Source organism: Brevibacterium antiquum (genome assembly GCF_016107655.1).
GTDB classification, from domain to species: domain Bacteria; phylum Actinomycetota; class Actinomycetes; order Actinomycetales; family Brevibacteriaceae; genus Brevibacterium; species Brevibacterium antiquum.
Genome location: NZ_JABASX010000002.1, coordinates 96,417 through 109,039, shown reverse-complemented (window position 1 = coordinate 109,039; position 12,623 = coordinate 96,417). Strand labels below are relative to the sequence as shown.

Annotated in this window: 14 protein-coding genes; 5 read left to right on the top strand and 9 right to left on the bottom strand. The window is 63.3% G+C overall.

The features are described 5' to 3' along the window. The first annotated feature begins 66 nt into the window (after window positions 1-66). Window positions 67-1,998: an acetate--CoA ligase gene (locus JFC13_RS03820; RefSeq protein ID WP_198395787.1), complete on the top strand. Its 1,932-nt coding sequence runs from the start codon at window positions 67-69 to the stop codon at window positions 1,996-1,998. 28 nt (window positions 1,999-2,026) lie between these two features. Here the strand turns inward: JFC13_RS03820 and JFC13_RS19250 are convergent, their stop codons facing one another. Beyond that, window positions 2,027-2,737: a hypothetical protein gene (locus tag JFC13_RS19250; RefSeq protein ID WP_232488173.1), complete on the bottom strand. Its 711-nt coding sequence runs from the start codon at window positions 2,735-2,737 to the stop codon at window positions 2,027-2,029. Between the two features lie 200 nt (window positions 2,738-2,937). On the opposite strand from JFC13_RS19250, the gene JFC13_RS19245 reads away from it, so the two are divergent. Beyond that, window positions 2,938-3,624 (top strand): MarR family winged helix-turn-helix transcriptional regulator, encoded by a 687-nt coding sequence (locus JFC13_RS19245; protein ID WP_232488172.1) that lies wholly within the window; start codon window positions 2,938-2,940, stop codon window positions 3,622-3,624. Between the two features lie 13 nt (window positions 3,625-3,637). On the opposite strand, the gene JFC13_RS03805 is transcribed toward JFC13_RS19245, so the two are convergent. The 5 genes from JFC13_RS03805 to JFC13_RS03785 form a co-directional block, all read right to left on the bottom strand. Beyond that, complete coding sequence (locus tag JFC13_RS03805; protein ID WP_198395786.1) at window positions 3,638-4,159, bottom strand: SRPBCC family protein; 522 nt, start codon at window positions 4,157-4,159, stop codon at window positions 3,638-3,640. A gap of 127 nt (window positions 4,160-4,286) precedes the next feature. Next, a complete protein-coding gene (locus JFC13_RS03800) occupies window positions 4,287-5,756 on the bottom strand; it encodes an LssY C-terminal domain-containing protein (protein ID WP_198395785.1) in 1,470 nt (489 codons plus the stop codon). A 9-nt stretch (window positions 5,757-5,765) separates the two neighbouring features. Continuing rightward, a complete protein-coding gene (locus JFC13_RS03795) occupies window positions 5,766-6,821 on the bottom strand; it encodes a MerR family transcriptional regulator (RefSeq protein WP_198396073.1) in 1,056 nt (351 codons plus the stop codon). A gap of 162 nt (window positions 6,822-6,983) precedes the next feature. Beyond that, a complete protein-coding gene (locus JFC13_RS03790) occupies window positions 6,984-7,676 on the bottom strand; it encodes a HEAT repeat domain-containing protein (protein WP_198395784.1) in 693 nt (230 codons plus the stop codon). Window positions 7,677-7,828: 152 nt separating this feature from the next. Continuing rightward, window positions 7,829-8,056 (bottom strand): hypothetical protein, encoded by a 228-nt coding sequence (locus JFC13_RS03785; protein WP_198395783.1) that lies wholly within the window; start codon window positions 8,054-8,056, stop codon window positions 7,829-7,831. A 174-nt stretch (window positions 8,057-8,230) separates the two neighbouring features. Here JFC13_RS03785 and JFC13_RS03780 point away from each other — a divergent pair, with 174 nt between their 5' ends. Continuing rightward, on the top strand, window positions 8,231-8,818 hold the full coding sequence (locus JFC13_RS03780; RefSeq protein ID WP_232488171.1) for a peptidoglycan-binding protein: 588 nt from the start codon (window positions 8,231-8,233) through the stop codon (window positions 8,816-8,818). A 39-nt stretch (window positions 8,819-8,857) separates the two neighbouring features. Continuing rightward, window positions 8,858-9,217 (top strand): ArsR/SmtB family transcription factor, encoded by a 360-nt coding sequence (locus JFC13_RS03775; protein ID WP_143923918.1) that lies wholly within the window; start codon window positions 8,858-8,860, stop codon window positions 9,215-9,217. 30 nt (window positions 9,218-9,247) lie between these two features. On the opposite strand, the gene JFC13_RS03770 is transcribed toward JFC13_RS03775, so the two are convergent. Genes JFC13_RS03770 through JFC13_RS03760 form a run of 3 tightly spaced genes read right to left on the bottom strand, consistent with a single transcriptional unit; the run spans window position 9,248 to window position 12,018 of the window. After that, complete coding sequence (locus JFC13_RS03770) at window positions 9,248-10,225, bottom strand: DMT family transporter (RefSeq protein ID WP_198395782.1); 978 nt, start codon at window positions 10,223-10,225, stop codon at window positions 9,248-9,250. Further along, window positions 10,222-11,427: a pyridoxal phosphate-dependent aminotransferase gene (locus tag JFC13_RS03765; protein ID WP_198396071.1), complete on the bottom strand. Its 1,206-nt coding sequence runs from the start codon at window positions 11,425-11,427 to the stop codon at window positions 10,222-10,224. The genes JFC13_RS03770 and JFC13_RS03765 overlap by 4 nt, the downstream gene beginning before the upstream one ends. A gap of 9 nt (window positions 11,428-11,436) precedes the next feature. Next, a complete protein-coding gene (locus JFC13_RS03760; RefSeq protein ID WP_232488170.1) occupies window positions 11,437-12,018 on the bottom strand; it encodes a peroxidase-related enzyme in 582 nt (193 codons plus the stop codon). Window positions 12,019-12,135: 117 nt separating this feature from the next. On the opposite strand from JFC13_RS03760, the gene JFC13_RS03755 reads away from it, so the two are divergent. Continuing rightward, complete coding sequence (locus JFC13_RS03755) at window positions 12,136-12,432, top strand: cupin domain-containing protein (RefSeq protein WP_198395781.1); 297 nt, start codon at window positions 12,136-12,138, stop codon at window positions 12,430-12,432. The last annotated feature ends 191 nt before the right edge of the window (window positions 12,433-12,623 follow it).

Sequence of the window (12,623 nt, the reverse complement as noted above, 5' to 3'; positions counted from 1 at the left end):
TCGCGGACCCCACAATCACCTGACCCCGCGCCCCCTGGGCGTTGTGCCATGGGTCACAATGGAACCATGAACACGATCGCACAGGACCAGCCCCCCAGCTACGACGACGTCATCGCTCGCATCGATGCCGATCCTGAAGAGTTCTGGCTCGACCAGGCCAAGCGACACATCGACTGGGTCACCGAACCGACTCGCGCAGTCGACGATGCGAACGCCCCCATCTACCGCTGGTTCCCCGACGGCGAGCTCAATGTGTGCTTCAACGCCGTCGACCGCCATGTAGCGGCCGGACGCGGAGAACAGCCGGCCATCATCTACGACTCGCCTGTCACCGACACGATTCGCACGATCACATACTCAGAACTCCTCGATGAGGTCTCCCGTTTCGCCAGGGCGCTGTCCGACAAGGGCGTGGTCAAGGGCGATCGGGTCATCATCTACATGCCGATGGTCCCCGAGGCCGCTGTCGCCATGCTCGCCTGTGCCCGCATCGGCGCGATCCACTCGGTGGTCTTCGGCGGATTCGCCCCCAACGAGCTGGCTGTTCGCATCGACGACACCTCACCGAAGGCTGTCATCTCCACCTCGTGCGGGGTCGAGAAGAGTCGCATCCTCGAGTACAAGCCCATGGTTGACGAGGCGATCGACATCGCCGAGAACAAACCCGAGTTCACCGTCATCGTCCAACGTGACGAGCACCGCTGCGAGATGGGCGAGAACGATCTCGACTACGCCGAACTGCTCGCGAACACTCCCGAGGGCATTGATCCGGTCACCGTCATGGCCGCCGACGAGCTCTACGTCCTCTACACCTCCGGTACGACGGGCAAGCCGAAGGGCATCGTGCGCGATTCCGGCGGCTACGCGGTGGCATCGGCCTTCTCGATGCCCAATATCTTCGGACTCAATCCCGGCGACACGATGTTCACCGCATCCGACGTCGGCTGGGTCGTCGGCCACACCTATATCGTCTACGCGCCGCTGCTGGCCGGAGTCACTTCGGTCCTGTTCGAGGGCAAACCGATCGGCACCCCCGATGCGGGCACCTTCTTCCGCATCATCGAAGACCACGGGGTCAACGTTCACTTCACGGCGCCGACGGCCATGCGCGTCGTCCGCAAGGAAGATCCGAACGGCGAGCTCATCAAGAAGTACGACCTCTCCAGCCTGCGGGCCTCATTCCTCGCCGGTGAACGCCTCGACCCGGACACCTATGAGTGGACGACGAAGATCCTCGCCGAGGCGACCGGTCGGGACATTCCCGTCGTCGACAACTGGTGGCAGACGGAGACCGGCTGGCCGATCGCGGCCAATCCGCTCGGTCTCACTCAGTTCCCCCTCAAAGCCGGGTCCCCGACGAAGCCGGTGCCGGGCTTCCAGGTCGAAGTCCTCGATCCAACCGGTAAGCCGATGCCGGCCGGCGAGGAGGGCCTCATCGTTATGAAGCTGCCCCTGCCGCCGGGGACGATGGCCACCGTCTGGGGCGATGACTCCAGATTCGTGTCCTCGTATCTGTCCGCGTTCGACGGCTACTACCTCACCGGCGACTCGGGCTACCTCGACGAAGACGGATACATCTTCGTCATGGGCCGCACCGACGATGTCATCAACGTCGCCGGCCACCGCCTGTCCACGGGCATGATCGAGGCCGTCATCGCCTCCCATCCTGCGGTCACGGAGACCGCAGTGATCGGCGTTCACGATGACACGAAGGGACAGAATCCGCGTGCACTGGTCGTTCTCGGTGATTCCGCCGAGGCGACTGATCCGGATGCGGTCATCGCCGAACTCGTGGCGCTGGTGCGCAAGGAGATCGGCCCCGTCGCCGCCTTCAAGCAGGTCGATATCGTCTCTGCCCTGCCGAAGACTCGGTCGGGGAAGATCCTGCGCAAGACGATGCGCGAGATCGCCGACGGAGTCGACTCCCCGGCCGTGCCCTCGACGATTGAGGACCCTGCAGTGCTCGAGGCGATGGAGTCAGTGCTCCAGCGCAGCTGAGCCGTTAATGCTCTGAGTCCTTGAGCATTCAGGACCGGACACCGCGCTTGTAGCCTGCTGCGAATCCGTGGTCGAAGGCAGCCCCGATCATCCTGCCCATGCCTCGGCGTCGGCTGCCAGCGCGGTGGCCAGGTCCACGGTGGTCATGTCCACAGTGGTCACGGTCTTGATAGTCACGAACATCGTGGTCACGACCTCGGTGGTCGGCGCCGCGATTGCCTGGTCCACACTCGTCATGACCGCGGTGGTGGACGAAACGGCCTTCGTCTGCGATACCATCGCCCCATTCCTCGGGTGAGTCCCAGCCACCTCGCGAGGCCCACTCATGACGCTGGCCCCGGTCGCGGCGAGGACCGAATCCGTGCCCGCGCCCGGGTCCGAACTCGGGTCCGAATTCAGGCCCGAAGCCGCGCCGAGCGGCGAATTCTCGGCGATCATTCCATTCATCGCCTGCACCCCCTGCATGCCCGCCGAGCGCGTCAACGATTTTGCCCAGATGCTCCGTCAGAGACTCGAGCTCCTCATCCGACAGCGCCTCGTCGATCACCGCATCGACCTGTTCATAGATCGTCTGGCCGCGGCTTCCCGACTCCCCCGCAGCAGCCGCAGCAAAGACTTTTCGGCGCAGCAGGCGGCTCGCCTGCTTGAGAAGGTCCGACAACTCCGGGGTCTCGTCACGCATGTCGGAATGGCCACTCTCGGCAGGGCCGGCCTCGTCGAATTCGTGTCCATCATTCATATTCATACTCTCCTGACTGGGAATATCACTTCGATCACCTGCACGGTCCTCGCGACCTTCCTGGCCACTGCCGGTGTTGTTGTCATTCTGTTCGCTGTTGTTGTGCGAGTTCATGTCGTCTCCTTTGCTTGTCATCTGACATGTACATGTATCATGACATGCATTTAGAGTGCATGTCAATCAACATGTAAAATCGGAGTATGAGCAATCAGGGAGACAGCGACCAGGGCACGGACAATGCCAGTCAGAGGATCGCCGAGGCGCTGACACGCCTGCAGTGGAGGCGCGGCCCCGGCGGTGGCCCGCGCGGATTCGGACCGCCAGGCGGTGCGGCTGGTTTCGGTGGCCATCCCGGGTTCGGCGGTCCAGGACGGGGCGACTTCCCGTTCGGTCGCGGCCGCCATCCCCAAAGCAGCGGGGATGAGCGACCCCCACAGAGCCAGCACGATCGACACGAAGAGGACGCACGCGAGGACAGGCGTCGCCATGGCGGTGATCGCGGTCGGCACGAGGACGAACACGACTGGAAAGGGAGATTCGGCGCCCACTTCGGCGGGCGAGCGCAGCTGCGACTGCTCATCGCCCTTGCTCAGGCCGACCGATCACTTGGCGTCAGTGCGATCGGCGAGTCCATCGGCGTCGACCAGCCTCGCGCCTCCCGCCTCGTGTCACAGGGCGTCGAACTGGGGCTGCTCCAACGTGAAGCCGATCCCGATGATGCCCGTCGCACTCTTATTGCGCTGACGGAGAAGGGTCGCGCGATCTCGAACAGGTTCCGGGGAGCCCAACGTGAGAGTGTCGACCTGGCCCTTGATGGGTTCACCGATGAGGAGCGTGCACTCCTGGCTCAGCTGCTCTCACGCTTGGCAGATGCCTGGCCTCGGTGAGGAGCTTTTCGCTTCAGCTTTCGGCGAGTGTCTTGAGCCTCTCAAGCGACGCCAAGAGATTCTCGGACGTCGTCGACTGCGCGCGTGGCAGTCGCAGGGGGTCTCTCAATTCGGTCCAGTCATAGGTTTGGCGAACCAGGCTTGAGCGTTCTCCTGTTGCTTCGATCTCCCATGTCCACTTCTGGCCGAACGGTTCACCACCGACCTCGGAGGGTTTCCAGGCGATGAGCCTGCCCTCCTCGAAGGCGACGATATGGTTCTCTCGATCCACGCCTTTGGTCAAAGTAGTGATGAAGGATCCACTGGCGCTGGTCGGCCGCTGACCTTGGGCGGCTGTGCCCAGATTGTCGTTGCCGTCCCATTCGGGCTGGCGGACAGGGTCCGCGATGAGGTCGAAGACTTCCGAGGCGGGTGCTGCGATCTCGATTTCCGCACTGACCACCTTGAGCGCCGGGTCAATCGTGTCGAAGATCGTGGCGTCGGGGGCAGCATTCCCCTCAGTGGGAGCAGGTGAGTTGGATGTCGGTTCGGTCATGGGGTTCCGCCTCTTCGCTGGTGTCCGGTTCCGACGGCAGCTTCGCCCCGCCGTCATGCAGTCGCCGTCAGGATACACAGCTTTCTGCTCGGTCCAGGTATTTCTGTGCCGAATCGGGAACTGGCACTCAGTCCTCGAGCGCCTGCTCCTGACGTTCGGCTCGCAGCTCCGCGGTGCTGAAACGAGTGAAGAGCCGTGAGGAATCGCTGGACAGCGACAGCAGCACGGCGACCTGCATGGCGATCGTCGTCAGCACGTACATGTTGGTCGCGAGGTCGCGGTCTCCCGTGAAATAGTTCGTCATCGACACGATCACGGACACCGTGGAAAGAGTCAGGATCCACAATCGAGCCCGATTGCTGCCGCGGAAAACGGAGATGCTCGCGATCACCTGCAGGCAGCCGATGAGGAGGCTGAGTCCGATGAGAATTCCTGCCACGATCCGTGTTGCGGTTTCATCGGCGAGAGTTTCGATGTCTTCGCTGTAGTCAACGACCTCGGTGCGCAGTCCATCCCAGTCGAGCACTGTGCCCAGCACATCCCACGCCTGAAAGATGAGCAGAACCAGGACGAGGGCGGCACCGACGACCGTCTGCAGCGGCCGCTTGTGCCACAGGGTCTTCGTCACTTCTCTGACCGACCGCGCGTCGGAATAGATCTGAGTCGCATCGAGGGCGAGTTCAAGTCGGTCAGGAGTATCTGTTTCGTCGGCGGTCACCTCGGTGACTTCGATGATCGGCAGATCCCCGTCCGTGATGATCGCGTCCCCACCACCGTTGCGTGAGTGATAACCAGTCGAGAAGTCCTCAATGTGCTGGACGACGATCGCCTCATCGGCCGAAGCCACCGTGTCGACGATGTAGTCACGTTCGACATCGGTGTTCTCTTCGATCTTGTGGGTGAACTGCAGTGTGAATAGTGAGATCCCGACGCTCTTGTCATAGGTGCCCGCCGCCAGCCAGTCCGCCTGATGCCCACCGGGCAGCATCCAACCGGCCGGGCACTTCCAGAACCGCACATGGTGGCGCTGGCCGGGGTCGCCGTCGACCTCCTGCTGATAGGCGAAGTCCTGGCGCCTGCCGAACAGCAGCAGGGGCGACACCGGCGCCTTGGGATAGCTTCGCCGCGTCAGAGTGGATCTGATGATCTCCCAGGTTGAGGCTGGTGTGATGCCATCGGCAAGAATCCAGCCCGCAGCCTTCATCGCGTGATGGATCTGCGTTTCATCACCGCGCCATGCGAGGTTGACCGGGTCACCGAGCAGTCCGTCCGAGGTCCGAGCCCGACCGATGAAATAGTTCGGGACGTAGATCTGAGAGAGGATGCGATGCAGCCGTGGAAGCGCCAGGTACGAGACCACTCCCCAGAAGACGAGGAGGGTCAGCACCTGCCACCACCCGAGCGAGAACCCCTCGAGCAGGATCAGCATCGCCAACCACGTCGATGAAGCACCCCCAAAGAGGAAGAAGAGGTAATCGAGAACCCCGGTGACGGTGAAACGGTGGCGCCGGAATGCGAACGGCTGCCTCTGTCGTCGGTTCAACGAGGCATCCGAGCTGTCAGGCCCAGGTTCGGGCGTCGTTGTTCCGGAGGTCATGGGACAAGTTTAATGATCGCGGCGGCGATTCAGGGTCGCAGTCGCCGTCGCCGCGACCTCAAGATTTTCGTCGGTGCTGAGTTCGGCAATGAGCTCATCGACCTCGGCACCCGGAATCTCGATGAGGACCTGCAGCACTCGGAACCGCATAATCGCCTCTGGCGACCGCGCATGCCGACGCAGATTCGACATGATCCGCGTCGCGACCTCAGCACGCTCTCCTTCTTCCGGGGCGTCGTTGACGAAGGCGGCGAGTGCCTCGGCGGCTTCGATGTCCTTGGGGCCCTCCATCGCGATTTCGAGCAGGTCCGCGACTGCAGCGAGATCTCCCATCTGCCCCAGAACAAGAGCGGCGCCGCTGCGCACTTGAAAATCAGTGTCGCCGAGGCCGGAGTGCAGCGCCTCGGTGATGGTCGCCTCAGCGACGGGCCCGAGCTCGTCCTTGCCTGTATTGCGACGAATCTCGTCGAGCGCTAGAAGCGCGTTGCGACGGACATCGACGGAGAGGTCGTCCATTCCCTTCGCCAGATAGCGGACCGCTTCGGGGCCCGACTGGACCAGGGCCCAGCGCATGGCCCCGGCAGCGTTGAGCACAGGTTCGTTGAGAACGGCTGCCGACAGGGACTCCACGGGCACAGTTCCGTCGACGCCGCTGCCCAGTGCTGCCTGATGCCGCTGGATGACATCGCCGGATTCCAGCGAACGCAGGAGATCGATGGTCAGCAGCAGCGCCTCCCCATCGGCATGGTGGAGACGGTCGATGCGCTCGAGATGGGAGAGCAGCTCCTGTTCGGCCGCGATGCGTCGCCTCGACGCCTCGACCAGCTCGCGAATCAGACGACGCGGATCGAACGCAGGATCATCGAGGAGAGTCCCGATCTCTGCCAGCGACATTCCGAGCTTGCGCAGCCCTTCGATGTGGAAGATGCGTCCGATATCGGCCGCGGAATACTCGCGGTACCCGCTCGAGGTGCGCCCACTGGGATCGATGAGCCTCAAGGATTCATAGTGCCGCAGCATGCGGGCGCTCACGCCTGACCGTTTGGCCACCTCGCCGATCAGCATCAGCACCTCTCTCCCTCTTCCACTATAGACAGGTCACGCTGTCGCGGCTGCGCCATCAGCGCATCCAGTTCATGAGAAAGGAGCCCGAGGTGTCGCACGCAGCACTGCGCGAGCTTGCCCCGCCCGGCAGTGCCGCCTCGGTCGACCCTTCCCAAAATCGACCTATGCTGACGCCTCGGACCCCAGTGCGACCACGCGCTTGGCTTCACCCAAGGCGTGAGCGAAGCCGGCATCCGGGTCGGTGAACATCCCCCGAGTCGCCATGGCGTGTGTCCGCACTGTTTCTTCCTCTGCCTGCAGTCTTCCATCGAGCACTGACACGAGATCCTCACCCAGAGAGACGAGGGCTCGACTGAGGCTCTTCTGCGTCTCGATGCCACCTCTCCCAAGCTGTGTGACCAGGGACAATGCCAACCGCTCTCGATCATCACCGGGGACAAGTGCCACGGCAGCCCTCCACGCGCTGCGGGCCACCTCGGTGTCCGCGTGAGCGATCAGACTGTCTCCGATAGCTCCCGGGTCCATGGCCTCCCAGCCGCGGGGATCACCGATCTTCGACAATGTGTGCAGCGCCTGACTCTGGGCCTGCGGCACATCGGAGCTCAGCTCGACGATGAGCAGCGGCACAGTCGCCTCGGCGGGCATCCGAGTGATCGCCCAGGTGAGCATGTCACGAACGAAGAAGTCCGGTTCGACTCTGCACCGCTGGACGAGAACGCCGAGGTGGCGATCCTCGGCGGTGGTTCCGACGGAGAGCGCCGCCTGCAGTCGCTGCTGCGGGTTCGACGACGACAAGGCCGCGATGACGGGCTCCTGGCCCTCATATGTCTGCGTGGTGCTGTGTGGGTTGGTCATTGATCCCACCTCCTTGAGACCAGTGAAGCCCTTGACATCGTGTCAAGGTCAAGGCCATGGCGAAACGAAAGACCACCATCTCGAGAACTGTCCCGGCGATCAGTCGCCGGCAGCAGGACTGAGAGCTGAAGCAACCCGGCCCGCGCGGCTGCTCAGCCGCCGCTGGACCAGTGCCCGCGGGAGGCCGGGGCGCTGCTCGGTGCCTCGCCCCCACCCGAGTCCGCGTCTGAGTTCCCGCCCGACCTGTCGGTGCCAGCGCCCACAAGAACCACTGCAGCGACGACTGCGATGACAATGACCACCATGATGACTGCCGCGATCACACCCACCAGGCATCCGAAGAGTCGAGATCTCGGGTTGCGTCGTCTCACGAAGATCATGATCCGATCTTAGTCAGCACGCTGGTCGGTTCGCCCTGAGGAGATGTCGCAGAGTTGGAACAGGAAGCATCGCCTCCGAGGCACACAAAAAAGTTCACTTCCGTGACCGTTCTGTGACAAAGGGCACGGCGTGGACACATGCATCCCTCAGTTTGTTGCATTATCGTTATATTCATGGCTGGAACGACTCGACACCGCAAGGGCTCTCGGTCCGTGCTTCGTGGTGCCCTGATCGGTTTCGGGGCAGCGGTGGCGGCCTTGGTCCTTGCCGCCGTCGTCATCGTCAACTCACCGGTCTCGTTCGGCTCGACTACGATCAGGCAGATGCAGATGGCTTCAGTGAATCAACTGACCGAACAGCAGATCGACAATGCCCGACTGATCATCGGCATCGGTCGCGGCGGCGACTTCGATGACCGTGCCATCAGAATCGCTCTCATGACCGCGCTCCAGGAATCCTCGCTGCGGAACCTCGACTCGGGTGACCGCGACTCGATCGGTCTGTTCCAACAGCGCCCGTCGCAGGGTTGGGGTGAACCGGAGCGCCTCAACGACCCCATCTTTGCCACGAAGTCCTTCTACGGAATCAACCCGGACATCGAGAACCCGGGACTCGTGCAGATCGATGGTTGGCACACGATGGCCCCCACCGAGGCGGCACAGGCCGTCCAACGGTCCGCCTTGCCTGACGCCTATGAGCAGTGGGAGTCTCTGGCCGACGACCTCATCGGCAGTCAGGACGACGTCGAAGCCCTGAGCTGAACGGTGAGTTCGCCGCAGAATTTCCGGTAATCTCTATCCATGGCCTCCACTTCAGATTCCACCCCGGTCAATGCCGCAGTCAAGCAGCTCCTGCGCAACCCCGAGGGCAATCTCGAAGCCATCTCAGAGACCGCCGACCTATTCAAGGCACTGGCCACACCATCGAGGCTGAAGATGCTGTTGGTTCTCGCCCACGGTGAGGCGACAGTGACGCACATCGTTGAGTCCACCGAGCTTTCGCAGCCCTTGGTCTCCCAACACCTGAAGTTCCTGCGCGGCCTCCACCTCGTCGGAGTCAACCGAATCGGCCGCGAAGCCTACTACTCGCTCAAGGACGACCACGTCGCTCACATCATCCTCGACGCTCTTGCCCACACCGTCGAAGGTCACGAGCACTGAACACATCAGTCGTCGGGCCTCGCCCCGCCATCAGCGTCGTCTGCGCAGTGCCTCCGGTCCACCACCGACGACCCAGACGATCACGACGACCAGCACCGCACCGATCCACTGCGGCGACTGCAGCCGTTCTCCGGCGATGACCGAGCCCAGGACCACGGCCGACAGCGGTTGGAGCAGCATGAGGGCAGCGGTCCGCGACACCGTCACCAGCGGGCTCGAGATGCTCAGCAGCACCCATGACAGAGCCTGGCCGAAGACGGCCAGCGCCACCATCCACGCCCACCCGTCCCAGCCCAGGTCGAAGTCGAGCCCGCCGAGTGCGACACCGGCGATCGCTGTCATCACTCCCGCAGCAATGGTGCCCACCGCCACGGGCGCGACCACGAAGTTCGGTGCCGCCTTCCGACAGTGGTGGATACCGAAGATGTAGACGCCGTAGAGAATTCCCGAGAGCACTCCGAAGATCGCGCCGCGCACCGGATTCGCCGCTCCCTCATCGGCGCCGAAGACGCCTCCGGTCAGCAGCATGCCGATGATCATGATGGGAATGCACGTGATGAACAGCCACCCGGGCTGCGTTCCTCCGAAGACCCATACCAGTGCCGGGAATACGATGACCTGGACGCTGATGAGGACAGTGGAGACGCCGACTCCAGCATCGAGGACGCTCTGGGCCCACAGCACGTAGTCGATGCCCAGTGCCGCACCCGAGACAGCTGCGACGATGAGGGCCCTGGACGGCAGGGGCCCATGGCGTCGGAGCTCGAGGATCGCCAAGGGCGCCAAGACGATGACAGCGATCCAACAGCGCAGAAATGCCGCGGTCGGAGCACTCGCCTCGGCAAGGATGACGAACAGACCGGCCGAACCCAGGAGCAGTGCTGACACGATGATGCCCAGTGTCGGCAGCCCTGAAGGCGACGGTTCTGAGGTGGCTGGTGACCCCGAGGACGCAGGCGGCTGTACGGGCGGCTCCTCGCCATGGGCCGCGGCCGAGTTCGAAGTCATCGCATGAAGTCAAGGATCCGGTCGAGCGCCTCGGCGGTCTTGTCCGCACCGACAGCCAGCGACAGCCGCACCGAACGCGACCCGTTGAGGGAGTCGAAGTCATCACCCGGAGCCAAGGCGACTCCGGTGGCCTCGAGAAGCGCCTGACACCAATCGGTCGCAGTCACGATGTCGCCACTCGACCGCTGCAGGATCTCGTCGATGCGGGCATACATGTAGAACGCCCCATCGGGCGGGGCCATATCGGAGAACCCCAGGTCAGCAGTGGCGTCGAGAACGTGCTTGCGGGCACGGGCGAAGGATTCGACCGCCGCCTCGCATTCGGCATAGGACTCCTCGGTGAAGGCCGCCACGGCCGCATACTGGGCGGGAACCGGGGCACACAGCGACAGATTTCCGGTCACGTTCTGGGCAGCATCAGTCAGCTCTTCGGGCAGGATCGCCCAGCCGAGCCGCCATCCGGTCATCGCCCAGTACTTCGAGAACGAGGAGATGACGATGGCATTGTCATCATGGGCCAACGCGGTCTCACCACGCGTGCCGATGTAGCTGATGCCGTGATAGATCTCGTCGGAGATCACCTGCACACCGTGTTCGGCGCACCAGGAGATGAGTTCGCCGAGGTGGTCGCCTGAGATCATCGTCCCCGTCGGATTCGCCGGCGAGGCGAGCATGAGTCCCTTGAGCGGGGCCTGCGCATGTGCCTGCTCGAGGAGTTCGACGGTCGGTTGGAACCCATGGTCTCCACCGCAGTCGAGTTCGACGATCTCGCAGTTCAATGCGGCGAGGATGTTCTTGTATGCGCCGTAGCCCGGGCGGGCGAGCGCGACGCGGTCACCTGCGTCGAAGCAGGTCAGGAAGGCCGTTTGGAAAGCACCGGAGGAACCCGTGGTGATGGCGATGCGTTCCGTGGGCACCTCAACGCCGTACCAGTCGCGGTAGTGCCCGGCGATGGCCGTGCGCAGTTCAGGGATGCCGAAGATCGGAGAGTAGCCGAGGTTCGTGCCGTCGGTGACCACCTCGGCGGCTCTCCTGCGCACCGGCCCCGGTGCACCCTGGGTCGGTTCGCCCAGGCACATGGCGATGGTGTCTTTGCCCTGGCGCGACATCTCCTGGACCTTGGCCACGATATTCATGGCGGCGAAGGGCTGGACGAGTCCGGCCCGGTCAGAGACGCGGGGTGCGCTCGTCTGAGTGCTCATGGTCATCGGTCACCTCCTCTCGCGCGGGACGCGTCCCATGAGGTAGAACTCGGGGTTGGGCATCATTCCGCCCACGTGTGCCATGCGGTTGGACAGGCCGAAGAATCCGGTGATGGCACCGATGTCCCAGGCGTCCTCGTCGTCGAACCCGTGTTCGGCCAGGGCCGCGAAGTCAGCGTCGCCGAGCGCCCAGGGCTCTGTGCAGACCCTCATCGCGAAGTCGAGCATCGCCATCTGACGGTCGGTGATGTCGGCCTGCCGGTAGTTGACTGCCACCTGGTCTGCGACCAGGGGCTTCTTCTCCATGATCCGCAGCACGGCTCCGTGAGCGACGACGCAGTAGAGGCAGTTGTTGACCGCCGAGGTGGCCGTGACGATCATCTCCCGGTCACCTTTGGTCAGGTTCCCGGTCTCCTTCTCCATCAGAGCGTCATAGTAGGCGAAGAATGCTCGGAACTCGGCCGGCCGCCGGGCCAGGGAGAGGAAGACATTGGGCACGAAGCCCGATTTCTCTGACACGGCCAGGATGGTTTCGCGGATATCGTCTTCGACATCGTCGATGTCAGCATAGGGGTATCGCATACTGCTCATGCTAACCGTCGAGGCGGTTCCTGTGTGCCACGGGTCACGTGCAGGGCTGGGATGCTGTTGTGCTGAAGGCTAGGGTGAGGAGCAGACCATCAGCGACGACCAGAAGGAGTGTCAATCATGAGCGATGAGAACACCGGTTCGACAAGTGAGGTCCAGCTCGACAACGGAGTCTTCCGCGTGACCAGGTGGACGATCCAGCCTGATGGGGTCATCCCGATGCACAGACATGAGTATGAGTACGTCGTCATTCCGATGGTCACCGATGCGATGCACGTGCGGAACTCGGATGGCACGTCGATCGTCGCCGATCTCGAAGCAGGAGTCAGCTACACACGCGCCGCAGGATCCGAACATGAGGTCTCGAATCCCGATGGCACCGACGACATCGTCTTCGTCGAGGTCGAACGCCTCTGACTGCCCCTCCATGAGGCCGACCGTCCCTGATTGGGCCCTAAGTGGTCTTTTTGGACGCATCGCGCTGCTCACGACCGCACCATTTCGACCACCTAAGCGATGTCGGATGCGCGCGTCGCCGTTGGTGTCTGCGCCCCAGCGGGGCTGCGCCGCTGGTGCCTGCGCCGCAGCGGGCCCACATCGCCGCGGTC